This window comes from Duncaniella dubosii (assembly GCF_004803915.1).
GTDB lineage: Bacteria > Bacteroidota > Bacteroidia > Bacteroidales > Muribaculaceae > Duncaniella > Duncaniella dubosii.
In genome coordinates this window covers 752692-779283 of sequence record NZ_CP039396.1, presented here as the reverse complement: position 1 = coordinate 779283, position 26592 = coordinate 752692, and the positions used below count along the sequence as shown (strand labels likewise).

Annotated in this window: 18 protein-coding genes and 2 pseudogenes; 5 read left to right on the top strand and 15 right to left on the bottom strand. The window is 50.6% G+C overall.

Annotated elements, in window-relative coordinates:
* Nucleotides 1–140: 140 nt before the first annotated feature.
* From E7747_RS03405 to E7747_RS03395, 3 genes are all read right to left on the bottom strand, one after another.
* A complete protein-coding gene (locus E7747_RS03405) occupies nucleotides 141–725 on the bottom strand; it encodes an SMI1/KNR4 family protein (RefSeq protein WP_136414120.1) in 585 nt (194 codons plus the stop codon).
* Between the two features lie 30 nt (nucleotides 726–755).
* Nucleotides 756–1238, bottom strand: coding sequence for a hypothetical protein (locus tag E7747_RS03400; protein ID WP_136414118.1), 483 nt, complete (start codon nucleotides 1236–1238; stop codon nucleotides 756–758).
* A 198-nt stretch (nucleotides 1239–1436) separates the two neighbouring features.
* Nucleotides 1437–2954 (bottom strand): glycoside hydrolase family 28 protein, encoded by a 1518-nt coding sequence (locus E7747_RS03395; protein WP_136414116.1) that lies wholly within the window; start codon nucleotides 2952–2954, stop codon nucleotides 1437–1439.
* Nucleotides 2955–3810: 856 nt separating this feature from the next.
* On the opposite strand from E7747_RS03395, the pseudogene E7747_RS03390 reads away from it, so the two are divergent.
* The 3 genes and pseudogenes from E7747_RS03390 (at nucleotide 3811) to E7747_RS03380 (ending at nucleotide 11585) form a co-directional block, all read left to right on the top strand.
* Nucleotides 3811–7034 (top strand): annotated as a pseudogene (locus E7747_RS03390) (SusC/RagA family TonB-linked outer membrane protein).
* A gap of 41 nt (nucleotides 7035–7075) precedes the next feature.
* A complete protein-coding gene (locus E7747_RS03385; protein ID WP_136414114.1) occupies nucleotides 7076–9091 on the top strand; it encodes a RagB/SusD family nutrient uptake outer membrane protein in 2016 nt (671 codons plus the stop codon).
* A 160-nt stretch (nucleotides 9092–9251) separates the two neighbouring features.
* The gene (locus E7747_RS03380) at nucleotides 9252–11585 is read left to right on the top strand and encodes a hypothetical protein (RefSeq protein ID WP_136414112.1); all 2334 of its coding nucleotides are present in this window, start codon (nucleotides 9252–9254) and stop codon (nucleotides 11583–11585) included.
* Nucleotides 11586–11713: 128 nt separating this feature from the next.
* Here E7747_RS03380 and E7747_RS03375 read toward each other — a convergent pair whose 3' ends face one another.
* The 9 genes and pseudogenes from E7747_RS03375 to E7747_RS03335 form a co-directional block, all read right to left on the bottom strand.
* Nucleotides 11714–12508, bottom strand: coding sequence for a glycoside hydrolase family 16 protein (locus tag E7747_RS03375; RefSeq protein ID WP_228449303.1), 795 nt, complete (start codon nucleotides 12506–12508; stop codon nucleotides 11714–11716).
* A 193-nt stretch (nucleotides 12509–12701) separates the two neighbouring features.
* Nucleotides 12702–14156 (bottom strand): glycoside hydrolase family 57 protein, encoded by a 1455-nt coding sequence (locus E7747_RS03370; RefSeq protein ID WP_123614061.1) that lies wholly within the window; start codon nucleotides 14154–14156, stop codon nucleotides 12702–12704.
* A 65-nt stretch (nucleotides 14157–14221) separates the two neighbouring features.
* Nucleotides 14222–15481, bottom strand: coding sequence for a glycosyltransferase family 4 protein (locus E7747_RS03365; RefSeq protein WP_136414108.1), 1260 nt, complete (start codon nucleotides 15479–15481; stop codon nucleotides 14222–14224).
* A 13-nt stretch (nucleotides 15482–15494) separates the two neighbouring features.
* On the bottom strand, nucleotides 15495–17429 hold the full coding sequence (locus tag E7747_RS03360) for a glycogen debranching enzyme N-terminal domain-containing protein (protein WP_136414106.1): 1935 nt from the start codon (nucleotides 17427–17429) through the stop codon (nucleotides 15495–15497).
* Between the two features lie 325 nt (nucleotides 17430–17754).
* On the bottom strand, nucleotides 17755–17904 hold the full coding sequence (locus E7747_RS03355) for a DUF4295 domain-containing protein (protein ID WP_123614064.1): 150 nt from the start codon (nucleotides 17902–17904) through the stop codon (nucleotides 17755–17757).
* An 11-nt stretch (nucleotides 17905–17915) separates the two neighbouring features.
* Nucleotides 17916–18104, bottom strand: a complete 189-nt coding sequence (gene rpmG, locus E7747_RS03350; protein ID WP_107033239.1) for a 50S ribosomal protein L33 — start codon at nucleotides 18102–18104, stop codon at nucleotides 17916–17918.
* Between the two features lie 4 nt (nucleotides 18105–18108).
* Nucleotides 18109–18369 (bottom strand): 50S ribosomal protein L28, encoded by a 261-nt coding sequence (gene rpmB / locus E7747_RS03345; protein ID WP_123614065.1) that lies wholly within the window; start codon nucleotides 18367–18369, stop codon nucleotides 18109–18111.
* Between the two features lie 639 nt (nucleotides 18370–19008).
* A pseudogene (gene fabF, locus E7747_RS03340) lies at nucleotides 19009–20276 on the bottom strand (beta-ketoacyl-ACP synthase II).
* Between the two features lie 188 nt (nucleotides 20277–20464).
* Nucleotides 20465–20704: an acyl carrier protein gene (locus tag E7747_RS03335; RefSeq protein WP_123614068.1), complete on the bottom strand. Its 240-nt coding sequence runs from the start codon at nucleotides 20702–20704 to the stop codon at nucleotides 20465–20467.
* A 320-nt stretch (nucleotides 20705–21024) separates the two neighbouring features.
* Between E7747_RS03335 and E7747_RS03330 the strand changes: the two genes are divergently transcribed.
* A complete protein-coding gene (locus E7747_RS03330; RefSeq protein ID WP_136414104.1) occupies nucleotides 21025–21855 on the top strand; it encodes a DUF3298 and DUF4163 domain-containing protein in 831 nt (276 codons plus the stop codon).
* A gap of 154 nt (nucleotides 21856–22009) precedes the next feature.
* Nucleotides 22010–23308 (top strand): M18 family aminopeptidase, encoded by a 1299-nt coding sequence (locus E7747_RS03325; protein ID WP_136414102.1) that lies wholly within the window; start codon nucleotides 22010–22012, stop codon nucleotides 23306–23308.
* 199 nt (nucleotides 23309–23507) lie between these two features.
* Here E7747_RS03325 and E7747_RS03320 read toward each other — a convergent pair whose 3' ends face one another.
* The 3 genes from E7747_RS03320 to E7747_RS03310 all read right to left on the bottom strand — a co-directional run bounded on the left by E7747_RS03320 (nucleotide 23508) and on the right by E7747_RS03310 (nucleotide 26579).
* Nucleotides 23508–24635, bottom strand: a complete 1128-nt coding sequence (locus E7747_RS03320) for a cytochrome d ubiquinol oxidase subunit II (RefSeq protein WP_136414100.1) — start codon at nucleotides 24633–24635, stop codon at nucleotides 23508–23510.
* A gap of 55 nt (nucleotides 24636–24690) precedes the next feature.
* Nucleotides 24691–26247 carry a cytochrome ubiquinol oxidase subunit I gene (locus tag E7747_RS03315; RefSeq protein WP_136414098.1) on the bottom strand — a complete coding sequence of 519 codons (1557 nt, stop codon included), beginning with the start codon at nucleotides 26245–26247 and terminating at the stop codon, nucleotides 24691–24693.
* A gap of 74 nt (nucleotides 26248–26321) precedes the next feature.
* A complete protein-coding gene (locus E7747_RS03310; protein ID WP_136414096.1) occupies nucleotides 26322–26579 on the bottom strand; it encodes a DUF4492 domain-containing protein in 258 nt (85 codons plus the stop codon).
* Nucleotides 26580–26592 lie beyond the last annotated feature (13 nt).

The window sequence follows — 26592 nt, the reverse complement described above, 5'->3', positions numbered from 1 at the left end:
TATCAACTAAGAATCCCCGCAGGATGGTGAGAAGTATTTCTTACTGTATCCTGCGGGGCTGTGGGAGGGATAGCCTTGACAAATGGCTTTTAGGCTGTTGTCGGCTTATGTGTTATTGTGTGGGAACTGTCGACTTTATATTATAGGGGTAGTTGGATGTTTCGGGTCAATCGCCACACCTCTGTCATCAAAAGGGTGTAGATTCTCTTAATTTCGCTCAGAAGCATATCTTCAATAGAATCCCATGTAAAAAGACTTGTGGCATCCTCCCTGTGACAGAAATGTACCTTCTGGTCAGGAGTCACATATAGAAAAGAATGGTCCCAGTTATATTCTCCAATGAAAAACATGTCAACGGTTATGTTCAATGGTCTCTGAAATCGGTTTAACCAGACTAAGTTATATGGTTGCTGATTATGTGTTTCATCCCGTCTGAAACTGTAGCGATATCCGTAGAGTCCGAGTGTGTCATTAAATATATCAAGCCCATTAGAGAATGAAGTAAGAAATCGGATATATGATGGCGCTATTTGACGGTGCATTTCATTCTCCATAATTTCAATCTCCGTCATCGAAATCTTTGGATAGATTTTATTCTGCCAGGCTCTTATCCCGCGATGGGGGGCTTTCCCAATAAAGAATCCACCATCTTCAGAGAAATTCCACACACCTAAATGAGATAGCTTAAACATTAAATTCCTAATTTCTTCGTACTTTGATTCCATGTTTTTTTGTGTTATTTTGATAATTAAATATTATTTTATTTGTCGGTTTAGTAGTGGGCCTTCGGTCTTATTTCTCCAGTTTCCAAAGTGTTCAAGTAGATGGTCCTTTCGTGTCATAAATTTGACATTGTCCGGGATGGATGTAAATAATGGAATAGGAGGATTGAAAAAAATTCGAGTCTGCCTATTCTCTATACCAGTCCAGCAAATAGTATCGTTTTTTAGGCATAAATTATAGCTGTTCCCGTCCTGAATGTAACGCAGTGAATCTGGTAGGGTCACAAGCCAACCTTTTGTATCGTCTCCTGATACAAATTCGTTAGAATCATATTTCCATAAAAGTTTTCCATCGGATAATGTGTCAACATCAATAATATCTTGTGAGGTTGTACTACGCATATTTAAGATAGAAACTACCGGGTTGATAGAATTTCCGTCTTCAATATTAGAACTTATCGCAGACAATAGTGTAATTGGACATAATAAAAAGGGAAACGAAGATAAATATTTCATGGTTTTTATGATTTTTAGGTGTATAGGCAAATGTACGACATATTTTGACTGAATGCAAAAGTTTTAGGAGTATATTCCGCTTTTCTTCCGTATGTGTGGATGAAGAGGCGACAAAAATAAAAAGTCCGTGCTGGCTGTTGTTTGCAGCCGTCACGGACTTTTCTGTTCGGATTTCGGACTATGGTGATTCCGGGCAGGTTATTTCACCAGCTTTCCGTTGATGTAGAGATTGTTGAATCTGACATTTTTGGTCATACCTGTGATGGAATTTCCATCGGATGTCACGCCGTCGAAGTGGCAGTTGTCGACGTTGATATTGTCAATGTTGCAGATTTCCTTGAAGCCTTCAATCATCACACCATATTTGCTCTTTTTGCATGTGATATTGTCGAGCCATACATTTTTCACAGTCGGAGGATAGCTGCGGTCGCAGTCCTCGTTGGGCTCGTAGACAAGGTTGATCTTAAGCACTGATTCCTTGCACTGGCCGACCTCTACGTTGCGTACATAGATGTCCTCGATGACGCCTCCGCGGCAGGCATTGGTCTTGATGCGTACCACACGGTCAAGCTCGGGGCTGTCCATCACGCAGTCTTCAAGGAAAAGGTTTTTGAATCCGCCTGAGATTTCACTTCCGACCACGATGCCGCCATGTCCGTTTTTCATCTTGCAGTTGCGGACAATGATGTTTTCCGACGGGATTGCCTGTTCACGTCCGTCGCGGTTACGTCCGCTCTTGATTGCGATGCAGTCGTCGCCGGTGTCGAAGTAGCAACCTTCGATAAGTACATTCTTACATGATTCAGGGTCGCAGCCGTCGCCGTTAGGACCATCGTTCTGGATGTGTACGCCCTTGACGGTGAGATTTTCGCAGAGCAGGGGATGGATAACCCAGAAAGCGGAGCGCAGAAGCGTCACGTCTTCGATAAGCACGTTTTTGCATTCAACCGGATTGACAAGCTGCGGACGCATGCCGTAGCCGTCGCCGAGGATTCGTTTTTCGACGGGAACACCTTCCTCGTTCCATATCTGGAGCAGCGGACGGCCGATTTTCTGGGTGACAGGGCCTTCGACATAACCGCGTTTGCCGCTCATCTGCCACCAGTTTTCATTTGAAGCGCCACCGTCGACAGTACCTTTGCCGGTGAGAGCGATATTTTCCTGCTGATAGGCATAGATCATAGGCTGATAGTTATAGCAGTCCATTCCTTCCCAGCGGGTCTTCACGATGGGATACTGGCTCGGATCGTCGGAAAACAGCAGTGTCGCCCCTTCTTCAAGGTGGAGATTGACATTGCTTTTGAGGGTGATAGGACCGGTAAGCCAAGTTCCCTTAGGGATGATGACACGGCCGCCGCCTTCGCTTGAGCAGAGGTCAATCACCTTGTTTATAAGCTCGGTGTAGAGGAATCCTTTGGTCTTGGACTTTTTGCCGTAATCAAAAATCTTGTAATCCTTGTCGCGGAACGTCGGAGCCTGGATTGATTTTTCTATCTGTGGATAGAGAGTCGCCCATGCTTCTTTTGCGTCAAGACTTTTGCCGGAGTTTTTATTACATTTTTTAGATTCAGTGCATTTCTTTTTGCACCCGTCCTTTTTGTCACATACTTTTTCGCAGCAGTCTTTGGCCGCACCCGGGGTGGCGGAGAGAGCTGTCTGGGCTATGCCCGAGAAGCCGATACACAAGCCTGCCACTACTGATAGGATTTTCTTCATGGTTCTGTTGTTAATTGTATAATGATTGGGGTTTGAATTTTAAATATTTGGGTTGCAGAGTGCAAAATTAACACTACGTCACCAAATCTACAAACCGCTTGCATAATAATTATTTAATGTTAACAGTTTTGAGCCGTGTCCCTATATAGTTTAAGATAGGTGTTTATGACGTGGGAAAATGCAGGGCACTCATTTCGCAGACTTTAATATAAAATTAAGTAAAAATGACATAAGCCATTAAAATATACTAAATTGGAGGGAAAAATTTGCATGATGAAAAATAAAGGGTTAACTTTACATTCACAAACGAAAAAACACACCGAAAGCATCAACTCTGATTATAGAAAAATGCACATTTCGTAATTATTATTGGAAATTCTGATTTTTCAACCATGCGCCCCTTTCAGTCGTGCCTTGGATTCCGGCCTCTTTGTGTCGTGCGGTGTCAGTCCGTGTCGATGAGTGGGGCGTCCCGACAGAAATCATGGATGGGAAAAGATGATTACAATGTTTTTCGGTAAATTCTTGCTGACTCCTTTATCGTTATTTGAAAGCACATTCTGTTCCAATCTGTAATTTTTTTAGCTTCCTCCATTCTCCGTTCGATTATAGCTGGCTCGCGTAGTCTGGCTTGTTGTATGCGGAGCTATGTCGTGGCGACCGAAATTTTGAATGGAAAAGACCTCTCCACACTCCTCATTGCCAATCAACGTAAAGAAACATATTTTCTGACACTATTCAAAAATTGCATGAACGAAATCTTAATTTATTATTATTGAAACACAGCATGAAAGACTTAATCGTAAGTCGTAGTCAAAGGCTGCTTAACCTCTCCTTTGCCACGCAATGGAAAACAATGCTTCTCCTGTTGGTGCTCTGTGTGGGATTTAATGCCGACGCTCAGGAGCTCACCGTCACCGGTACGGTGACCGACAGCACCGAAGAACCCATGATTGGGGCTACCGTTCAGATTGACGGCACTAAAAATGTGGTCGTGACAGATCTCGATGGTAATTTTACCCTCAAAAATGTTGCTCCCAAGGCTACTCTCGTAGTATCCTACATCGGTTATAAGACCGAGAAAATCGCTGTCAACGGCCAGTCGACAATCAATGTTGTCCTGACTGAAGATTCCGAGGCCCTTGACGAAGTTGTGGTTATCGGTTATGGCGGCACCCGCGCCCGCCGCGACCTAACCGGATCGGTCGGATCGGTTTCAGGCACAAAGCTTGCCGCCGTCCCCGTGACATCGGCCGCAGTAGCCCTTCAGGGTAAGGTGGCAGGTGTGCAGGTCACCACAGTCGACGGTCAGCCGGGCGCTGATATCAACATCCGCGTGCGCGGTGCGACATCCGTAACACAGTCAAACGACCCTCTCTACATCGTCGACGGCTTTCAGACCGATAACATCAATGATATCCCTCCGTCCGACATACAGTCGATCGACATCCTGAAGGATGCCTCGCTCACAGCCATCTATGGCGCGAAGGGTGGTAACGGTGTAGTTATCGTGACCACAAAATCGGCTCAGGAAGGCAAGACTCAGGTGTCGTTCAACGCTCAGGGTTCGGTCAGCCACATTTCAAAGAAGCTCGACCTGATGGATTCATATGACTTTGTAAACTATCAGTGGGACTATGCTACAGGCCACTCGACCCGTAACACCCAGACCCGTCTGTTCCGTTACAACTTCGGTAATCCGCAGGACATGGATCTCTACCGTCAGGCCCGCACCCACGACTGGCAGGACGAGGTCATGGGCAACAATTCCTTCTCATATACCGCAAACGTGTCGATCGGCGGCGGAAACGACAAGACCCGCTACAACGTCTCGATAACTCAGTCTGACGACGAAGGTATAATCATGAACACAGGCGTGCGCCGTACAAACATCCTCACCAAACTTCAGACCAAACTCCTTCCTAACCTCACCTTGCAATACAACCCCAAGATGTCTTACCGACGTGACGAGGGCGCAGGTGGCGACAACGTGGGAACAGGCGGTATCATTGACGTACTCCGTTATCGCCCGACCAACGGTATCCGCGAACGCGACGGCGCATGGTGGCCGGCCGAGACAATCGACCCCGATCAGGAGAAAATCTTCGAATACACCAACCCTGTGAGCGATATCCGCACCAATGTCCGCAAGCGCCACAGCTACACTATCGCAAATCAGGCGTCACTCGAATGGAAACCACTCGACGGTCTGACCCTCCGCACCGAAGGTGTCTACACCATCCGTTTCCGTGACGACAAGCGTTTCTGGGGCCGTCACACTTCCGAAGGCAAGAAGCATAACTCGAATCCCGTGGCCTCGATCGAGAAGGAACAGACAAATTCCTATACTTGGACCACGACCGCTTCCTATGACTGGGACATAAAGGACAAACACAATTTCTATGCCCTTGCAGGTTTCGAGCTCTACCACCGCCAGTCGGAATCGACCTATCAGAAAAACCGCTATTTCCCTGATAATATCTCGGCCGACAAAGCGCTCAACAACATGGGACTCGGCTCACCCTATCAGTCGACTTCCGAACTCGGGACTCCCAACCGCACAACTTCATACTTCGGTCAGCTCAACTACAACTATGACCACAAGTATCTCTTCTCGGCCACATTCCGTGCCGACGGTTCGTCGATGTTCGCTCCCGGCCACCAGTGGGGCTACTTCCCCTCGGTTTCAGGTGCATGGGTGCTCTCAAGCGAGGACTTCATGAAAGATTTCACTTGGCTCACCGAACTCAAGCTCCGTGCTGCCGTCGGTAAGGCCGGCAACAATAACATTGATGCCGATATGTGGCGCTACCTCTACAAGACCAACACCTCCGGCGGCCCTGCTTTCGGAGAGACCGGCGGCGCTAACGACGGACTCCTCTGGTATGGTCCTGACAAATACCTTCCAATCCTGACCTGAAGTGGGAGACAACCCTCACACGCAACCTTGCGTTGGATATCGCCCTCTTCAACGGACGTCTCCGCATCACTCCCGAATACTACTGGAACACCACCTCCGACCTCATCTATAAGGCCGACATCCTTTCGACTGTAGGTTACACCCAGCAGTTCCGGAACATCGGACAGGTGACAAACCGTGGTTTTGAAATCGCAATCAGCGGTGACATTCTCCGTGGCAAGGACTACTCGCTATCGGCTAACTTCAACCTTGGCGCAAACAAGATGGTCGTCGACAAACTGACAGGCGACAACAAATATCTCTACGAAACCCACTCCCGTTCTGATGACGGCGGCTACAACTATCGTCTCGAAGTCGGCGGTGAAGTAGGTCTGCTCTACGGATTCGTCTACGACGGTCTCTACTCGACCGATGAGTTTGACTACGATGTGCCCAAGGCTACCTACTATCCCAAACCCGGCACTGTCAGCATGGACAACATCTTCGACAACTCACAGTCAGGTGCTCCCACGCTTCCCGGCAAGCCCAAGTTCAAAGACCTCAACGGTGACGGAGTGATTGATGACCATGACCGCACCGTCATCGGACGCACTACTCCAAAGCTTCAGGGCGGTTTCGGTCTCTCAGGCCAGTGGAAGAACTTCGATTTCAACGCAAACTTCACTTATTTCCTTGATTTCGATGTCTACAATGCCACTGCCTACTACCTCTCGTCGTCGATCGACAACAAGAACAGCTTCAAGAACGTGCTCAGCTCATTCACAAACCGCTGGCGTTATGCCGAAGGCTCTGAATGTCTCTATGGCAACACTTGGATGCAGGGCGCTTATGACCGCTATGTCGAAATGAACGAAGGCCAGACCCGCTGGAATCCTATGGATCTCAACAAGGACGTGACCATGAGCTATTTCGTAGAAGACGGATCGTTCCTCCGCTGTACCGACATCACCCTCGGCTATAACCTGCCGCTGAATCTCATAACAAAGGCCGGCATGTCGAAGCTCCGCTTCTATGCCTCTGTCACCAACCCCTTCATCCTCACCGGCTACACCGGCTATGACCCTGAAGTCGACGTGCAGAGCGGTCTCACTCCTTCTTTCGACTTCAACCGCTATCCCCGTAGCCGCAGCTATGTGTTCGGTCTGAATGTCACTTTCTAAACACAAAAATCGATAATACCTCTTTTTAGACAAAAGAAAAAATGAAATTACGCAATATATTTTTGACCGGTCTTTCAGCAGTGGCGCTTGCTTCCTGTTCGGACTATCTTGATGTGGACGCCCCGTCAAAGAATCCGCCGGAATATGTGTTCTCTGACAAGAAGGAGATGCGCAATGCCCTCAACGGTGTCTATGCGGCAATGCTGACAAACGACACCTACGGACAGAATTTCATCGAGAAGCTTTCATTCAACACCGATGTCGAATTCAAGATTCTTGACAGCGAATTTGCCTCTTCTTCAGCCTACCAGCGCTATGAGTGCGACCCTGACGGAGGCGATATCAAGAAAGCGTGGGACGCTCTCTATACCGGCATCGAACGTGCCAACATGCTCATTGACGGCATCGAGAACGCCGACATCTACGACGAGGAGGATTCCGAACTCATGCAGATGCTCGGAGAGGTTAAAGTGCTCCGCTCGATATTCTATCATGACCTTGTGTGGTATTTCGGCGATGTGCCCTATTCGCTGTTGCCGTCCTACAAGAGCCCTTCGAAAATCTATGATGTCGGCGACCGCACCGAGATTCTTTCTGACCTTATCGAAGACCTCAAGGGCATAGCCTCGAAGATGCAGCTTTCAACCGCCCAGTCCTTTTCCGACGGGCCGCAGCGCATCTCCAAGGACATGGCTTGGGCTATGATAGCCCGTCTGGCCATGACGGCCGGAGGCTATTCCCTCCGCCCCGAAGGCGGCGAGTTCGGCACGATGAAGCGCCCCGACAACTACAAGGACTTCTATGCAACGGCTGCCGAGTATTGCGACTCGGTCGTGCAGCGTACCTCCCACTCTCTGTCTAAGCAATACCATGAAGTGTTTGTCGGAAACTGTAACTATGACTACACTCCCGGCGACGACATTATCTGGGAAATACCTTTCGGAACTCTCTCTTCGGGCAACATAGGCTATATCCACGGTCCGAAGATGGACAACCAGAGCGGTGTGACAAACCATGCTTGGGGAAAGGCTTCCAGCTCGGCGCAGCTCAATGCTCTCTACCGCTACCTCTTCGATGAGGACGACGTTCGCCGTGACTTCGTGAACCAGCTGTTCGGCTACAACAATCAGGGCGAGGCCCAGCTCAACAACGGACGCACTAACTACAATGGAAAATGGTCGAAACTATGGAATAAGAACGGTCTCGGATCAGCTACCGAAGGCAACACAGGTTTCAATTTCCCCTACATGCGTTATGCTGATGTTCTCCTGATGTCGGCTGAGGCGGAAAATGAGATCAACGGCCGTCCGACACAGAAAGCGATCGAACGCTACGAACAGGTGAGACAGCGTGCGTTCCCCGGAAATTCAGCCAAGGTGGCCTACACCGGCGAGATGAACAAGGAAGCATTCCTCAAGGCCGTCCTCGACGAACGCAAGTTTGAATTTGCAGGCGAGAACATGCGCTGGCGCGACCTTGTACGCAACAATATGCTCGGCGAACAGCTCTACTGGACTTTCTTCCGCTACTATGCGGCCGCCGACCGTGGCAGCGGTTATGACAGCCCTGTGGGTGAGTATGACTTCGGTAACGGAAGCGTCTATGACACCAAATGGATGAACTCGCTTTACTATGTCAACAATGCTCCTAACGATAATTACTATTCTTTCGACAAGTTCCCTCAGGCATCTCCCAATGTGAGAGTGGTCTACATAGTCAACCCCTACCGTCTTCCTGAATCGGGTGATGAAAAAATCAAGATAAAGGTTGATGGAAAAGACCAGCAGGTCGCACGTGCCGACTATATGAACTGGTTTGACGAGAACACCTCACGCCCGACAGCTCATTTCTGCTATTCTCTGCGAGGCTACATCTATTGCGATTCAAAGAGCGGCAGCATCCTTATCAACGACAACGGAAACTATGTCGGAGCTCCCGACCCCTCGGTCTTCCCGTCGGCCGATGAGCTTCCCGCTGTGCGCTACATCCTCCCGTATCCGCGTTCGGTCATCACCCGCTCTCAGGGCAAGTATGTCAACCAGTACGGCTACAGATAATAATCCGGGTAGCTCTGAAAAACTTATTTGAAGAGCTACCTATTCAAAAAACCTGAATCTAAAGAATAGAGATTGTCTGAAAAACGATGACATTTCTCTGACCTATCTTAAAATCATAAAATCTTTTTTTAGACAATCTCTAAAATCATCAAATACTAAAATGAAGAAGACATTATTATATTGCCTCACTGCCATCTTTGCTCTCGGATTCGCTTCTTGTAAAGAGGATGAGATCATGGGTCCGGCCAACCCGGCCGAGGACTATGACCGCATGCCGATGACGATGTTCCGACTCAAGGAAAACACCAATGTCGACGACGATCCCTATGGTATGAGAGTCCTCACCGACGAGCTCAACTCTGTGGTTCTCGCATGGTATGGCGTGTCAAATGCAGCCGGCTATGAAATAAAATTCGGACCTGAATCCGGACTGACCTCCGGCAAGGAAGAGGACTGGACAAATCCCGAACGTCTCTATCAGTGGGAAGACGGCAAATATTCCAAGATAGTTCCCCCCGATCAGCTTACCCTCCGTATCGACGACCTCGAATATGAGCAGGGCTACCGTTTCGCAATCCGCGTGCTTCATCCCGATGGAAACGAGGCTCATCACTCCAAATGGTATGGCATGGGCAACGGACGCGAATGGGCCGAGCAGGCAGGACTGGTGACCGAGCCACGCTACACCACTCCAAAAATGGTCAAGGCTGAGATTTCTAAAAGCAACGACGCTTTTATCGTGACTCTCAACGTCAATGTCATCGATCATGTGAAGGAAGTGGCTGCCAAAGAGTCGGAATATCAGTCGGTTTTCGAGGATTTCAGCAAGAACTTCGACTTCGTGTCTGACGGAACCCAGAACGACATGAACACCGCCAAGTTTAAGGTCGACAAACTCGTCATCACTCCCTCTAAGGACACTCCTGATGCAACGATTGACTCTCAGTGGCTTGACTATCAGCTTCAGCCCACAGATTTCAAGGATGGTGTGGCTACTTTCAGAATCGGCGGTCTGACCATGAACGCCAAATATGAGATCAACGCTGTCAATGAGTCTAAACCGGCCATCGTGGATGCCCGCTACAACTCGATCAGCAAGCCTATCTACGGCGCTCCCGGCGAACCTATCCTCATCGAGCACAAGGTCTGGGCGAAAGACCCCGTCCCCGGTGCTGTGGCCTACGACGCTTCTTCGCTTGACACCATTATCGGTAACTTCGCAAACAACGTGCGTCTTGCCGAAGGTCAGGTATTCTATCTTGAAGGTGGAAAAGCATACTACTTCTATGAGAACCCTGTGATTGCAAAAGGCTTCACTCTCGCCACGAATCCCGCCGACGTCGCTGCCGGCAAGCGTGCAAAGGTCTATATGGGCGGTATAGGTGTGCGTCTTGACGAGTATGGAGCTGAGACAGCCGAGCTTAACACTGCCAACTTCATGTTCGGACGTCAGCGTCAGGCCGGTGAATCGGATTTCCCCATCGAAGTAGGCTCTGTGGTCTTCGAGAACATCGACTTTGACTGTCCCCTCGCCACTAACTTCGGACATCAGGAGACCGGCGTGGCTTCCGCTTCAGGAAACTATTTCGCCAACATGTATGGCGACGGTATGGAAGTTGTGTTCGAATCTCTTGAAGTGCGCAACTGCTCTTTCCAGCGCATGATCCGTGGTTTCCTCCGCGTGCAGGGAAAGAAGGACAAGACATTCAGAAAAATCGTGGTCGACGGCAACCTTTTCTACAACTGCGGTTACTTCGACAATAACGGTCGCGGATATGCATGGATCGCAGGTGACGGTGCCAAGACAACCTCAAACATCTTCTGTGATTTCTCATGGACAAACAACACCATGTATGATTCGCCCCGCACAGCCCTCATATCTGACAACGACAAGGACCTCAACTACTCCGACAACGTGAAGTGGAACATCCGCATCGAAGGCAACACCTTCATCAACTTCTCTACTCGCTCGTCGGGCCGTAACTTCTTCCAGACCCGTTATGTCCCCGGAGGTTCATATTACTCATTCCAGCGTAATCTCATTGTAATCGCCCGCGATGAGGCTGACTCCCGTTCTATTTATCAGACCGGAGCTGACATCCGTACAATCAAGGGCAATGGCGAATTCTCGTTCAGAGTCAAGGACAACTACTCTGTAGGCTGTCAGGACTCTCACGACAAGGACGACAAGATTTTCACCGGCTCACAGTTCTCCAATGCCAAGAACTCCTTCGGCTCACTGACATGGAACCCGGGCAATCTCGGAGAGAAGGACGACCTCAAGGTCAAAGCGCTCACCGACGACAACGGTAAAGTGCTCCGCGCTACGGATCTCTTCACCAGCCCCAATCCTCCCTACACGGCTTACGATGCCTCGAAGCCCAATCCAAAGGACCATGAAGCTCCTGCCGATATCTACAACGCTCTGCGCTATAAGACTCTTCCCTCGATAATTGTAGAGAAGAATATAGGCGACCCGCGTTGGCGCAATTGAAACACGGTGTTGTAAACCTTACAATACAGAATCGATCCATGGCAAAACTGTTCCCTTGACAGGCTGCTCTTCTCTCAGGCAGCCCGTCACTCTCCCTCCGGTCTCCGTCTCAAAAAGGGCGGAGACAGTTATTTTTTCTGGTAAACCCTTACGTAGTCAATCTCGTAGACAAACGGTAGCATCGAATCGTCTATCTCACCTCCGGCATCGCCGCCCATCGCAAGGTTGACTATTATGTAGAGCGGTTTTGTAAACGGATTTATATGCCGTCCGAACGATCCGTTGACCGTCTCACTCAGCGCGACTTCATTAAGCAGTTCGTCATCGACATAAAGCTTGATTTCTTTTTCATCCCAGTCCATGCGCCACACATGGAACTTGTCTTTCCAGTCCGGATCTTTTTCGGTGAAATGCGAGAGTGGTATTTTGGCCGCATCCCATTTGGCGACGAGCTGTTTGTCCGTTCCCCAGCAGGCGTTTGCCAGCAGGTGCGGCTCTCCCTTTATGGGGTAGCACTCCATCATGTCGATTTCGCCGCACGACGGCCACTGCAGTCCTGTGCCGTGGACCCATATCGCCGGCCATGCGCCTCCGCCGACCGGTATTTTGGCGCGCACTTCAAACCTGCCATACTTGAATTCTTTCTTGTTCATCGTTGTTAGCGACGATGACGTGTATGGTTTCTGCGGGTCATCGGTCTTCTTTCCCTCGATGACAAGAAATCCGTCGCGGCAGACGGCATTGTCTTTCTGATACCATTGGGCCTCATGGTTTCTGATATATCCCTGTTCGAAATTCCAGACTGTCGAGTCAGGTGCGCCGTCATAGTCGAACTCATCGCTCCATACAAGTGTCCATCCGTCGTTGGAATCGTTTCCGTCATTGGCAGACGCCACTGTTGCCGGAAGTATGGCCGACAGCATTAGTGCGAGGATAAATTTCTTCATTTTCAAAAGATTTTGTCGTTTGTAAAATAGTTAAAAAGTGGACGACACGTTCATCCCCTACTGTTATAAACAATCGAAAGCGTGCCTATGGGTCAAAAAAATGCGCCTGCTCATGTGTGGAATGAGTGGCGCATTTGCTTTTCAGTGATATTGATTTGTCAATTATCTTTTACTCGGCTTTCGGTTCTTCCGGGTTTGCTTTCTTGCGTCCGCGTTTGCATTTCGGAGCATCGTCGGCTTTCTTCGCTTTTGGCTTAGGGCCTCTTTTGGCAGGCGCCGACGCTTTTTCTGCCGCTTTCTCGCGCAGGAGATGCTCTTCGTTGAAGTGTTCGATGTTCTTGCGCATTGATTCGGCTTCCTTGTTGAGGACCTCGATTTCACGCTCCTGATTGCGGATAGTCGTGAGAAGCGAGCTTAGCTCCTCGTTGTCTATCGACATCGGGTATTGCTCTTCGACACGGACGATAAAGTCGGCAAGGACGTTCATGTAGTTCGTGAATGCGTCAAACGGGGTGTCGTAAGGCGAGAAATGAGAATGAACCGAACCGTCGTGCATGTTTTTGGTCGACATGTAGAAGAAATGGTCGGAAGCCTGAAGGTAATACCAGTCCTGCTTCAGACGGCGGTCTTCACAGAGACGGACACGCTCGCTGACGGAGTAGAGCTTGTTGAACGCCTCGTTCTGGAGCTTGTTTCCGAGCCATGCAGAGGTGTCGCGTGCTTCATCGGCCCATGAAATCGGGTGCATGATCGAGAGTTCTGCCACCGGCTTGAGCTTGCTGACGACGGTGGTAGGTGTCCAGAATTCGATACCGCGCTCTTCGGCGAAGCGGGGGAGTGCTTCGAGGAACTGGAAGATGCCGGTTTCGCGAGGCTGGAAGTCGCCAAACACTTCGAGGTTCATGAAAAGGTTGATAATCTGCTCCTCTGCAGGGGTCGATGCGATCCAGTCGATATATTTGTCGGCTGTGAGGGGATATTCGTCCCATGCGGTGTTTGAGAAGCGGTCTGAGATATCGTCGGAGAACTTGTCGTTCTTCAGCAGAATCTTGAGTTTGGGAGCTGATGCGGCGCAGTAGACATAGTTGGGTGATTTCCATCCGAGGATATGTTTTGCACCTTCGGTGATCACACCCTTGTAGCCCATTGCGAGAATCTGGGGCGCGAGGTCATCGCAATAGATAAGCTCCGTGTTGCGCAACACCTTGGGTGTCTGGCCGAAGAGTTCCTTGATTTTTTCATCATGGACTTTCACCTGATTTGCAAATTCTTCGGGGTCGGCGAGCGACGACAGCGAATGTGCGTAGGTCTCGGCGAGGAATTCGACACAGCCCGTATCGGCGAGTTTCTTGAGAAGGTCGATGAATTCGGGGACATACTGTTCGAACTGTTCGAGTGCGGTGCCTGAGATCGAGAGCGCGCATCTGAACTTGCCGTTGCCGGCTTCGATCATTCTGAGCAGAGTCTCGGCTGCGGGAATGTAGCTGCGCTGAGCGATGCGGGTTATGATGTCGTCGTTTGCGAAGTCATCATAGTAATAGTGGTCGTTGCCTATGTCGAAGAAGCGGTATCTTTTCAGACGGAATGGTTGATGGATCTGAAAATAAAAACAAATTGCTTTCATGATTAATTGTCTGTATGTTGTTTTGACAGGCGTAGTTCTTCTTTGCTATTGGTCAGTCAACGCCCCTATTTATTTAACACCTTATTATATATATCGATGACTTTGCGTCCGGCCTTGTCCCATGTGATCTGGTTGACTTCGGCGAGACCGTCCTCGCGCAATTGCTGGTACATTGCGGGATAAGTCACGATCGAATTGATGGCATCGGCCATTGCGTCGATGTCCCAGTAGTCGGTCTTGATGACGTTGGTCAGGATTTCGGCACATCCGCTCTGCTTGGATATGATCGACGGCACTCCCATCTGCATTGCCTCAAGCGGCGAGATGCCGAAGGGTTCTGAGACAGATGGCATGATGTAGACATCCGATGCCTTTAACATCTCGTAGACCTGGCTGCCGCGCTGGAATCCGGGGAAGTGGAAGCGGTCGGCGATGCCGCGCTCGGCGGCGAGGAGGATCATCTTGTCCATCATGTCGCCGCTGCCGGCCATGACGAAGCGCACGTTGTGGTTGTTCTTTAGCACTTTGGCGGCTGCCTCGACAAAATATTCCGGTCCTTTCTGCATGGTGATTCGGCCGAGGAAAGTGACCACTTTCTCCTTGCTCTTGTGTTCTGGCACATTGAGCTGTTCAGGGGTCAGCGGTGTCACCGCGTTGTGGACGGTGGTCACCTTTGCCGGGTCGATGCCGTAGTTGTTGATGACGGTGTCACGGGTGAGGTTCGACACACAGATGATGTGGTCGGCATGGTTCATGCCGTCTTTCTCGATGCCGAACACCGTCGGGTTGGGTTTACCGCGCGAGCGGTCAAACTCAGTCGCGTGGACGTGGATGACAAGCGGCTTGCCTGAAACCTGCTTTGCGTGGATGCCGGCGGGGTAGGTGAGCCAGTCGTGCGAGTGGATGATGTCGAAGTCAATCGTGCGTGCGATTACTCCGGCACATATCGAGTAGTTGTTGATTTCCTCGACAAGATTGTCGGGGTAGCGTCCCGAAAATTCTATGCACCCGAGGTCGTTGGTGCGCATATAGTTGAAATCGGCATAGATATGGTCGCGCAGACGGTAGTAGAGGTCGGGATTCATGACATTCCCGATGCGGTCGAGCACATAGTCGTAGTTTACATCGCGCCAGACGATGGGGACCTGCGACATGCCGATAATGTTGGCGAAGTGTTTCTCTTCGTCGCCGAACGGCTTGGGTATGACAAAGGTGATATCCATGTCGCCACACTCCCACATACCCTTAGTGAGACCGTAGCTGGCAGTTCCGAGACCGCCGAGGATGTGAGGGGGGAATTCCCACCCGAACATTAATGCTTTCATGGGGTTGTGAGGATTAGTCCATTATGAATTTCTTAAGTGTGGTGAGGGTGCGGAGCACTTCGGCCACATTGGTGACATGGCTGATCGCACCTCGGCCGGTGTAGGGCGGGTTGGCGTCATAGAGCTGTGACAGCGAGCCGATGCAGCCGTTGGTCATTTCGTCTTCGAAGCCGATGAGCATGCGGTCGACGTAGCTCACTCCGCTCATGCCGAACACCTTGAGATATGCGTCCGAGTAAAATCCCATGAGCCAAGGGCGCGCCGGACCGTTGTGGAGAGCCATTTCTCGTTCCTCGGGCGAGCCGAGATAACACGGACGGTAGCCGTAGCTCTTCGGCGAAAGTGTGCGCAGACCTTTGGGCGTGAGAAGTTCGCGGGTCACAATGTCGAGCACCTTTTTGCGCTGGCGGCGGTCAAGCGGTGAGTAGTCGAGTCCGATTGCTATCGCCATGTTCGGTCTGACCGACGGATCGGCGTATGTGCCGTTCACATAGTCGTAGAGATAGCCGTAGTCGTTTAGGAAGGTGTTGACAAAGGGCTGTGCCATGCGTTCGGCCATCGCCGCATATTTCTCCTCGTCGGGTGTGCCTTCCGAGAGCTTTGAGGCAAATACGAGGGCGTTATACCAGAGAGCGTTGAATTCGACAAGCAGACCGGTGCGCGCCACTACGGGACGTCCGCCGAGCGATGCGTTCATCCACGACATCGGTTTGTCGTTGCCGTCGGTGACGAGCATTCCGTTGTCGTCGACTTTCATGAACGGATGGTTCTGTCCGATGATATAGTCGAGAATCTGGCGCACGGCAGGGAGATATTTTGCCTTCGCGTCGTCGCGGCCGTAGGCTTTTGCATATTGCTGCAATGCCCATACGGCCCATAGCGATACGTCGGGCAGGTCGATGCCGATTATGCGTTTGTCGGTATCGCCTGTAGCCATGAAGTTGCGCAGGGCGTTGATGGCGGTGTCGGCTATGCGTTCGAAATCCTCGCGGTGGTTGATGGCGATTGTCGCGCCCGGAAGAGCCATGAAGGTGTTGCGTGCGAGAATCTTTCCCCAAGGATAGCCCGAGATGAGATACATCCCGTCTTTCTCGTTGAGATAACACTGCTTCACGGCGTTTTTCAGACAGTTGAAGAACGATGTGCGGCAGGTGCGGTGGGCGATTTCGCTTTCATACATCTTTGCCAGCGATTTGGGAGCGACTTCGCTCAGTCCGGCCGAGAAGATGATTGACTCGCCTTTCTTGATGGGAATCTCGAAATAGCCCGGAACCCAGAGGTCTTCGCAGTAGGGCACTCCGCGTTCGAGGTCCTTGACATACTCGAATCCGTTATACCAGTTCGGTTCGTAGGTCCATGTCGGCTTATGGCTGAACTGCATGTAGAGACGCGGATAGCCGGGATAGAGGCAGGCCGAGACACCGTTGTTGATTTCCGGGATGGTCTGGTCGATTGCGTTGTTTTCGACACACAGTTCGTTTGCGTCGCGGAAGGCGAGCACAGGCCGGAATCTCAGTGTTGTCGGAGAGTTGGCCTCGACGAGAGTGTAGCGGATGAGGATGCGGTTCTCGTTGGAAATAAAAATTTTTTCTTTTGTGAGAATTACTCCACCGACGCGGTAAGTGGTGCGGGGCACGCTTTCGCAGTCAAACTCGCGTATGTACTTGTGTCCGTTCGGGCTCATGACACCGCCACGGTAGCGATGGAGAGCCAGATTGAAGGGCGCTCCGTGCTGATAGACCGTAAGGTCGAGCGACGATAGCATGACATGCCACGAATTTCCCAGCTCCGGCACGGGAACGACAAGAAGGCCGTGCTGCTTGCGTGTGTTGCAGTCAACTATCGTTGTGCAGTGATAAGCCCCTGATTGATTCGTCCGGAGCATTTCCTTTGGCAGTGACTGCTCCAAGTTAATCATGAGGTTTTTATCAAATTTAAGATAGCTCATGTAAGGGGTATTATTTATTGATTGTTAGATTGCTGTTTGTGATATTAGAATTGAAGCGGCTCCGTAAGATTAGATAGGGTTGAGAAGAGTCTGCGGGGTCGTTATTTAAGTCACGAATTTATGCTTTTATTCCGACAAAAACAAACTTTGAAGCTAAAATTTATTAGATGTGGCGTAAATGTGCTGACCGATTATGTTTCACAACATAATTATGGTGTCTGACATGGTTTTGGCATACGAAAAGCCCCGGAATGACGTGTTGACGTCTTCCCGGGGATATTTCGTTTTTAAGAATTGCTGCGCGTTGGATAGGGCGGATTCTCAATTATTTGAGAATGTCCTTAACGGCGTCGTTGGGAACCATCTGTTCCTGGAAGGTGTAAGCACCGGTCTTCGCCGACTTAACGACCTTGATGACCTTGCTATAAGTGCGGCCTTCGCCTTTTTGCAGAGATGCAACGGTTTTCTTTGCCATGAGTCAGTGAATTATTTAATTTCTTTGTGTACAGTAACTTTCTTGAGAATGGGGTTGTATTTCTTCAACTCCAGACGCTCGGTAGTGTTCTTGCGGTTCTTTGTAGTGATGTAACGCGAAGTTCCGGGCATGCCAGATGCCTTGTGTTCGGTGCATTCGAGGATGACCTGAACGCGATTGCCTTTAGCTTTCTTTGCCATCTTCTTATAAAATGTCTAAGTATTTGATTTCAGTTATATAACCCTTTGCGGCTGCTTCTTTGATAGCAGCGTCAAGACCCTTCTTGTTGATGGTGCGAAGGCCTGCGGCTGAAATGGTAAGGGTGATCCAAGCTTGCTCCTCAACCCAGAAGAATTTCTTGTTGAAGAGATTTACATCAAACTTGCGCTTTGTGCGACGCTTTGAGTGCGACACATTGTTGCCCACCATTGCTTTCTTGCCTGTGATCTGACAAATTTTTGACATGGCTGTTGGTTTTTATCTCTTTGTTATTAATTATATAAGTCACAACGCTTTGTGGCCGCCATCTCCCTTCTCATATCAGGGCAAAGTGCATCATTCAAAGCCCTTTTTCAAGGATGTGCCACAAAACTCGGCTGCAAAGTTAAGAAATTATTCCCTCTTGGCCAAAGTTTTTTCACTCTTTTTAGCTATGACTCACACAATTTTGCAATGATTTTGCCTTCATGCGCTGATGTCTTAATTCCGTTTTTGTATTATCGCATCTTTTGTGCGTGGCCGGGGCGTTAACTTTGCAACAAGAGCGACAACCAATAAAAAACTTAATTTGTATAACGACGGCCGGATGTCTGTGTAACTGCCGATGTCGGGCCATAAACATGAAAGGAACAATGCACACCGAATAGTAATACAATCGTGTATTCGTATATATATGGACTCTATGGACACCGCATGATACATGCCGGTGAAAGAGTCGTCCGCCCTATTGTCGGGTGTTGATTTAACCCGGTGTGTGACACCGGATTAAACCGGCCTTTGAATTTGTGATGTGCCGCTCGTCCGCCTGCCGTGAAAAAAGGGAGGTGTGCGGAGTTGATCCGCACACCTCCCGGTGGCTATGGCTTTGTATGGAGAAATTCAGGATTATTCCTCGTACTTCTTCACGATGACAGTCGCGTTGTGGCCGCCGAATCCGAACGAGTTCGAGAGGGCTGCGCGCACGGGGCGGTTTTCTGCCTTGTTGAATGTGAAGTTGAGAGTGTAGTCGATGTTCTCGTCGTTATCGCCTTCCTCGTGGTTGATGGTCGGGGAACTATGTCGTTCTTGACTGCAAGCACAGAGAACATTGCTTCGAGAGCTCCGGTCGCACCGAGAAGGTGGCCGGTCATCGACTTGGTGGAGCTGATGTTGAGCTTGTGGGCCTGATCACCGAAGAGTTCGACGATAGCCTTGACTTCAGAGATGTCACCGACAGGGGTCGATGTTCCGTGAACGTTGATATAGTCGATGTCTTCGGGCTTCATGCCTGCGTCCTCGAGAGCGTTGCTCATGGCGAGCTTCGCGCCGAGACCTTCGGGATGGGTTGCGGTGAGGTGATGTGCGTCGGCGCTCATGCCTCCACCTGCGATTTCGGCATAGATCTTTGCGCCGCGGGCCTTGGCATGTTCGAGTTCTTCGAGGATGAGCACCACAGAGCCTTCACCCATCACGAAACCGTCGCGCGATGCGCTGAACGGACGCGATGCTGTCTCGGGAGAGTCGTTGCGGGTCGAGAGGGCGTGCATTGAGTTGAAACCGCCTACACCTGCGGGGAAGATTGCAGCTTCAGCGCCGCCGGTCACGATAGCGTCGGCCTTGCCCAGACGGATGAGGTTGAATGCGTCGATGATGGCGTTGTTGGATGATGCGCATGCTGAAACCACGCCGAAGTTAGGTCCGTGGTAGCCATATTCCATGGAGATATGACCTGAAGCGATGTCAGCAATCATCTTGGGGATGAAGAAGGGGTTGTATTTCGGGCCTTGTTCAGCTCCGTTTACTGCATAGTAGCCGGCCTCTTCCTCAAATGTGTGGAGACCGCCGATGCCTGCGGCGACGATAACGCCTACGCGGTCGCGGTTGAGGTTGGCTGCTTCCTCGATGCCTGAGTCGGCTACTGCCTGACGGGCTGCGACGATGCCATACTGTGCATAGAGGTCGAGCTGACGGAGTTTCTTGCGGTCGAAATGATCGTTAGCGTTATAACCCTTGACTTCGCAGGCAAACTGGGTTTTGAATTTCGAAGCGTCGAAATGTGTGATGGGAGCGGCGCCGCTCTTGCCGGCTACGGCGTTGAGCCAAGTTGTCTCAACATCGTTGCCTATGGGGGTGATGGCTCCGAGGCCGGTCACCACTACTCTTTTTAATTCCATTGGCAATAATCTACAGTGGTTTGTGAAAGAAATATGTGCGGAATCCCGCTGTGTTTTTTTGTCTGTGGGGGTTGACCGCGGAGGCTGAATTGAGAAGAAGGCTCCTCCGCGCGTATGGTGATTGGCGTGGGGAGCCTTTGTGGCTCGGTCAGAGCACTGGCCGTCTGATGGCCTGCAGACCGTTTTTCTTACTTCTGAGTGTTGGCCTCGATGTATTCGATTGCGTTCTGTACGGTGCTGATCTTCTCGGCCTGATCATCGGGAATAGTGATGCCAAATTCTTTCTCAAATTCCATGATGAGCTCTACAGTGTCGAGGCTGTCTGCGCCAAGATCCTTAGTGAATTCAGCGGTTTCGGTTACTTCGTTTTCGTCAACACCGAGCTTATCAACGATGATAGCTTTAACTCGAGATGCAATTTCAGACATAGCTTTGTTGTAATTGTAAGTTGATTAGTAAATTTCTTAATTTGGTGGCAAAATGCAATGATTTTTACATTTGCGGTGCAAAGTTAAGTATTTTTTGACAACTTTCAACTATCCAAACGTATAAAGATGTTAACAGAGCTTCGTTTTGCCGATTTTTAGGCCGTTTTAGCCGTCACAGTGGTCTGTTTTGCGGATTGAAATTAATATCGCCGTGTTACAAACATGTTACGTTGTATGTCCGTTATATCCTAAAACGGAATTTTTTAATCAATTTTGTACCTAAATATCCACCAATATCCAACCTTATCTATTGTAAGATTATGAAGCTGAAATATTATCTTGTTGGTCTTCCGTTGATTGGGCTTCTGGCCGCCTCATGCGGAAACAGGAACGAAGCTCCCGCAGACAGTGAAATTTCTGAATTCGAGATACACAAGAAACTCTTGACCGCCGACCGCAGTTACCGTGTTGAGACAGACTACGGGACGGTATATCTTGAAATGTATACCTCGGTCCAGTGGCCGGAGAAATTTGGCGGCAATGACATAAAGGTGCTTCAGGACTCTCTGCTGAATTTCGCATATTCAGACACTACTTCGGTTTCTATCCGCGACGCAATCAATAAGTATCTTGACGATACGTCGTTTGTGGAAGGTGTGAAGAATATAGTGCCTGTCGATACGCTTCCGTCTGACTCGATGACATATTTCAGCAGCGTGACCGGCTCTGTCTTGGATCTTGACGAAGAGATGGTCACCTATCAGCTCGTGTCGTCGTCTTATCTCGGAGGTGCGCATCCGATGACGACCGTCCGTCCATTCACCTATGATTTCGCCAACTCGCAGGTGCTCGACAATTCAAACATATTCCGCCACGGGACTCCGACCGATTCAATCGTTCCTGTCATCAAGGAGGCTCTTGCCCGCCAGCTCGGAGTGTCTGTCGGCGGTCTAAGGAACGCAGGGGTGTTTGCCGACCAGCTGACTTATCCCGGCATTCCGTACATCTCCGGCAATACGCTCTATTTCCACTATGACCCTTACGAAATCGGGCCATATGCAATGGGCTCGGTTGATGTGGCCGTCTATCCATATGAGATCGAACGCTTCCTTCAGCCATCGGTGATACGCCTGTTTGACCAAGGGTTCTGACATTCGCGGCCCCGCTCTCCGGCAGCCTGTAAAAAAACAGCGGCAGTTTTGCTGCAAGTATCTCTTTAATTTATTATCTTTGCCTTCGGGCGGAATTTGAATTCCACCCGAAGGCAATTTTATAAATTTACCTAATACCTTAATAGACATATCAATGGAAGAAGTTAAAGTCATAGCCCGTTCGCTAATGGAATTTCTTGACAAGAGTCCTGTCAATTTTCTCGCTGTCAAGACCGTCGGAAGCCGGCTTGACGATGCGGGATTCATGCGCCTTGATCCGCGTGAATCATGGAAGCTCGAACCGGGTGGAAAATACTATATAACCAAGAACTCAAGCGCCATATTCGCCTTTGTCGTCTCGACTGAAGGACCTGCGTCGGGATTCCGCATTATCTCGGCCCATTCCGATTCGCCCTGTCTGTGTGTCAAGCCGAATGCCGAGATGATCAGCGACGGCGGGGTCGTTAAGCTGAATGTCGAAGTCTACGGCGGCCCGATTCTCTACACATGGTTTGACCGTCCGCTTTCGCTGGCCGGACGTGTGGTGCTCCGCTCCGACGATCCGCTCAACCCGCGTACGGAGATTGTCAGATTTGACCGTCCGCTGCTCACAATACCCCACCTCGCCATCCATTTCAACCGTGCGGTCAACGAGGGCAACCCTCTCTCGAAGCAGAAAGACATGCTTCCTGTGATCGCTATCGTCAGGGAGGCGGCTGAAAAAAACAATATGCTTCTGCGCTGTGTAGCCGAGGCTGTCGGATGTGCTATGGAGGATATTCTTGATTTCGACCTCTCGCTGTTTGACACCACTCCAGCCTGTCTCGTAGGGCTTGACGAGGAGTTTCTGACATCAGGTCGTCTCGACGACCTGAGCATGGTTCACGGCGCGATGACTGCCTTGCTCGAAACTTCGTCGACAAAACAGACCCGCGTGATGGCTATCTTTGACAATGAGGAAACCGGCTCGGGCACTAAGCAGGGTGCTGCCTCGCCTGTGCTGATGCAGCTTCTGCGTCGCATAGTCACTTGTCTCGGCGGCAGTGAGGAGGACTATCTGCGCAGCATCGACAAGTCGTTTATGGTCTCGGCCGACAACGCTCATGCCTACCATCCCAACTATCCCGAGAAGTATGACCCGACCAATCATCCGGTGGTCGGCGGCGGTCCTGTAATCAAAATCAACGCCAACTGCAAATACATGACCGATGCCGAATCGGCAGCCGTATTCAAGTCAATCTGCGAGAAGGCCGGTGTCCCGTGCCAGTATTTTGTCAACCACAGCGATGTGGCCGGCGGTTCGACTCTCGGCAATATCCTGACATCGCAGATCGATCTTCGCGGTGTGGATATGGGCGAAGCCATCTGGGCGATGCACTCGGTGCGCGAGACAATGGCCACACGCGACCACGTCTATACGATACGCGCTTTCAAGACTTTCTTTGACCTCTGAAAATAAAGGGTACAGAAATTCATAAATTACCCCCGGATAACAGGTTCTTGTTTCACTGCTCGGAGATTGTTGAGTGAGGAGTCCTTTGTAACTCCCATCACGCTCGCCGGGTGCCTGAAATAAAAAATCTGTTATCCGGGGGTAATTTATGAATTTCTGTATCCTTTATTTTTGAACTCTTTTGGAGTATAGATACAGATTAGTGATGTTTGCGGTCCATCGCATACCATGCGTAGGCGATGTAGGCGAGGACGAAGGGTATGATGACCGACACCCAGCTCATGCAGGTGAGAGTGAAGTGGCTCGACGAGCTGTTGAAGATTGTGAGCGACGACGATGGGTCGGCCAGCGAGGGGTAGTAGGGTGTGTTGTTGTAGCCTGCAACCCAGAAGAGGGCGAGGACAACGAGGACAGTCCCGATGCCGCTCCACCATATTCCGGATGTCCAGTGCGAGGCAAACGCGGAGCGGATGATTGCATAGAGCACCATGACCACACCCACGAGGAAAGATGCGAGCGCCCACGGCATGTCGATGAAATTGAAGAAATATTTGAATTCTCTGACGGTGAACTCACTCTGCCTTCCGTCGATGCTGCCGTCGAATGTTGTCTCAAGCGAGTCGGCAGTCAGGAGCAGCCCGACGAACAGGAGGAAGAATATCAGGAACACCACGGCGTTGACGAGCACCCGGCGACGGTTGGCGCGGAAGAAGGCGTCGTCCTGCTTGTTGTTGTTCATCAGATAGAGTGCGGCCTGTGTGCGGGCGAGGAAGAGGACTGCAAAACCGAGTATGAGGTTTTTCCAATAGAATATGGCTTCGAATCCGTGAGAGGGTGCCCATGTCGAGATGACGGGGGCGATTGTGTCGAGCAGATTGCCTTTGGAGACAGTGAACTCAGCTCCGAAGAAGAACATCGACACAGCCACGCCGAGCAGCACGCAGCCGACACAGCCGTTGATGAAAAGAAAGGTGTCGTAGGTGCGTGTGCCGTAGAGATTGCCTTTCTTTGCACGGAATTCGTAGCTCACGGCCTGCAGAACGAAGCTGATGAGGATGAGCATCCACAGCCAGTAGGCACCTCCGAAGCTGGTTGAGTAGAACAGGGGGAAGGATGCGAAGAATGCTCCGCCGAAAACGACGAGAGTGGTGAACGACAGTTCCCATTTGTGGCCGAACGAGCCGATCATGCGTCGCGAGGCTTCGGAATTGTCGCTGACACTGAGCAGGAATGTCTGTCCGCCCTGCACGAAAAGCAGGAAGACGAGGAGTGCGCCGAGTATGGAAATCAGCAGCCACCAGTATATCTGTAATGATTCAAGTCCCATGAGTTAATGGCATTTTAGGAGATGGATAATGCTTTTGTTGTGTATTTCTGTCACCTTAATATTCATTCCGGTCAGAGCCGTTGCGGATCTGATTGACCATGATGGTGATTTCGGCGATGAGCAACGCGGTGAAGACGGCCGCGAACATCCAGAACGTAAGCTGCACGGTCGAGGCGGATATCGCTGATATGGCCGCTTTGTTAGGCATCAGTCCTTCGATGATCCACGGCTGACGGCCGACTTCGGCAGTGACCCATCCGGCTTCGGAGCATATCCAGACCACGGGGATGGTGAGAATGGCTACCCATTGCCACCAGCATTTTTCCCAAAGCCGGCTTCCCTTGAGCGAACTGAACACGGCGATGATGAAGAACAGAAGCAGGTAGCCTCCAGCCATCACCATGATGTGGAACGAGTAGAAGGTCATCGCTACCGGGGGCACTGCCTCCTCGGGGCTGTCGAGATAGCCGTAGCCGAAATAGCGGTAATCTTCCTTGAGTTTGGCGCGTGCTTCCTCCATAGCCGCATGGTCGCCCTTGGCCATTGCGGTGTCGAATGCTCGCAGTGATTCGTGGGCACGCTTGCCGATGGCTATGCGCTCGGCGTAAGAGTCGGTGCGTATGGTGTCGCCTTCGGGAGTGAGTTCGATTCCGTTGAGGAGGTCGTCGATACCGGGAACGAAGCTGTGTGGATCATGGTTGGCGAGAATTGACAGTCCGTAGGGGATCGAAATCTCAAACAGGAAGGGGTCTTGTCCGTCGTTGGGCTTTTTTGATGGATTGAGGATGCCGACACCGACGATTTCCTGTCCCGGTTTGCCTTTGTAGAGCCCTTCCATCGCGGCGAGTTTCATCGGCTGCACTCTTGCTACCTGCACGGCGGAGCCGTCGCCTGTCCAGAGAGTGAGCAGGATTCCGACAAGCCCCACCCATCCGGCTATGCGGATTGAGTCGAGTGCGAATTCGCGGCGGCGTTTTTTCATCATGTACCATGCGCTGACACCGCAGACAAACACAGCGCCTACGACCCAGCCGTCAAACACGGCATGGAAAAATTTGTTGATTGCCACAGGCGATAGCACTACGTCCCAGAAGTTGTCCATGATGTTGCGCATCTGTCCGGGGTCGAATTCCATGCCGACGGGATATTGCATCCATGCGTTGGCGATAAGAATCCACAGCGCGGAGATTGACGCTCCGAGTGCCGTCAGCCATGTCGATGCGAGATGGAATCCGGGGCTGACTTTTTTCCATCCGAAAAACATGACTGCTATGAAGGTGGCCTCCATGAAGAAGGCGAGCAGTCCTTCGATGGCGAGCGGCGCTCCGAAGATATCGCCGACAAACCAGCTGTAGTTTGACCAGTTTGTGCCGAATTCAAATTCGAGAATGATACCGGTGGCTACGCCCATCGCAAAGTTTATCCCGAAGAGTGTCATCCAGAACTTTGTTGTGTGAAGCCATTTTTCATTCCGTGTGCGGTAATAGATGGTCTCCATTATGCCGACAATCACGCTCAATCCGAGTGTGAGCGGCACAAAGAGCCAGTGATACATGGCGGTGAGGGCGAATTGCCATCGCGACCAGTCGACTACGGTCATCAGATCATCCATAAGATTTAAGTGAGATGTGGTTAGTAAAATAGTTAAAGTTGTGAGTCAGAGTTTTTGGTCTGTACAGTCGTTTTTCAGCGGTTGAGGAGTGAGGAGCGGACGGCTTCGGCCCTTGCGGTGTCGTTGTCGTAGTCGCGTTTGAGAATGTCGGGGAAGAAAAACAGTTTGAAGATAAAGAAAATAATAAACAGTTTGATGAGTATCAGCAGCCATAGTTTTTTCCCGACCGTCATGCTGCGGAAACCGTCGGCATAGAATCTCACCACCTTTCCGGGCCATGCCGGGAAACGTGAGAAGAGCCTGTCTGTTGGATGTGAGTTTTTTTCTGCCATGCCGGTCAGCCTT

Bases quoted from the DNA above. Each gene is read 5' to 3' on its own strand.
- E7747_RS03335 (WP_123614068.1), bottom strand. From the start codon at position 20,704: ATGTCTGAAATTGCATCTCGAGTTAAAGCTATCATCGTTGATAAGCTC.
- E7747_RS03400 (WP_136414118.1), bottom strand. From the start codon at position 1,238: ATGAAATATTTATCTTCGTTTCCCTTTTTATTATGTCCAATTACACTA.
- E7747_RS03320 (WP_136414100.1), bottom strand. From the start codon at position 24,635: ATGGGACTTGAATCATTACAGATATACTGGTGGCTGCTGATTTCCATA.
- rpmB (WP_123614065.1), bottom strand. From the start codon at position 18,369: ATGTCAAAAATTTGTCAGATCACAGGCAAGAAAGCAATGGTGGGCAAC.
- E7747_RS03395 (WP_136414116.1), bottom strand. From the start codon at position 2,954: ATGAAGAAAATCCTATCAGTAGTGGCAGGCTTGTGTATCGGCTTCTCG.
- E7747_RS03385 (WP_136414114.1), top strand. From the start codon at position 7,076: ATGAAATTACGCAATATATTTTTGACCGGTCTTTCAGCAGTGGCGCTT.
- E7747_RS03355 (WP_123614064.1), bottom strand. From the start codon at position 17,904: ATGGCAAAGAAAACCGTTGCATCTCTGCAAAAAGGCGAAGGCCGCACT.
- E7747_RS03360 (WP_136414106.1), bottom strand. From the start codon at position 17,429: ATGAGCTATCTTAAATTTGATAAAAACCTCATGATTAACTTGGAGCAG.
- E7747_RS03405 (WP_136414120.1), bottom strand. From the start codon at position 725: ATGGAATCAAAGTACGAAGAAATTAGGAATTTAATGTTTAAGCTATCT.
- E7747_RS03380 (WP_136414112.1), top strand. From the start codon at position 9,252: ATGAAGAAGACATTATTATATTGCCTCACTGCCATCTTTGCTCTCGGA.
- E7747_RS03330 (WP_136414104.1), top strand. From the start codon at position 21,025: ATGAAGCTGAAATATTATCTTGTTGGTCTTCCGTTGATTGGGCTTCTG.
- E7747_RS03310 (WP_136414096.1), bottom strand. From the start codon at position 26,579: ATGGCAGAAAAAAACTCACATCCAACAGACAGGCTCTTCTCACGTTTC.
- E7747_RS03325 (WP_136414102.1), top strand. From the start codon at position 22,010: ATGGAAGAAGTTAAAGTCATAGCCCGTTCGCTAATGGAATTTCTTGAC.
- rpmG (WP_107033239.1), bottom strand. From the start codon at position 18,104: ATGGCAAAGAAAGCTAAAGGCAATCGCGTTCAGGTCATCCTCGAATGC.
- E7747_RS03375 (WP_228449303.1), bottom strand. From the start codon at position 12,508: ATGCTGTCGGCCATACTTCCGGCAACAGTGGCGTCTGCCAATGACGGA.
- E7747_RS03365 (WP_136414108.1), bottom strand. From the start codon at position 15,481: ATGAAAGCATTAATGTTCGGGTGGGAATTCCCCCCTCACATCCTCGGC.
- E7747_RS03370 (WP_123614061.1), bottom strand. From the start codon at position 14,156: ATGAAAGCAATTTGTTTTTATTTTCAGATCCATCAACCATTCCGTCTG.
- E7747_RS03315 (WP_136414098.1), bottom strand. From the start codon at position 26,247: ATGGATGATCTGATGACCGTAGTCGACTGGTCGCGATGGCAATTCGCC.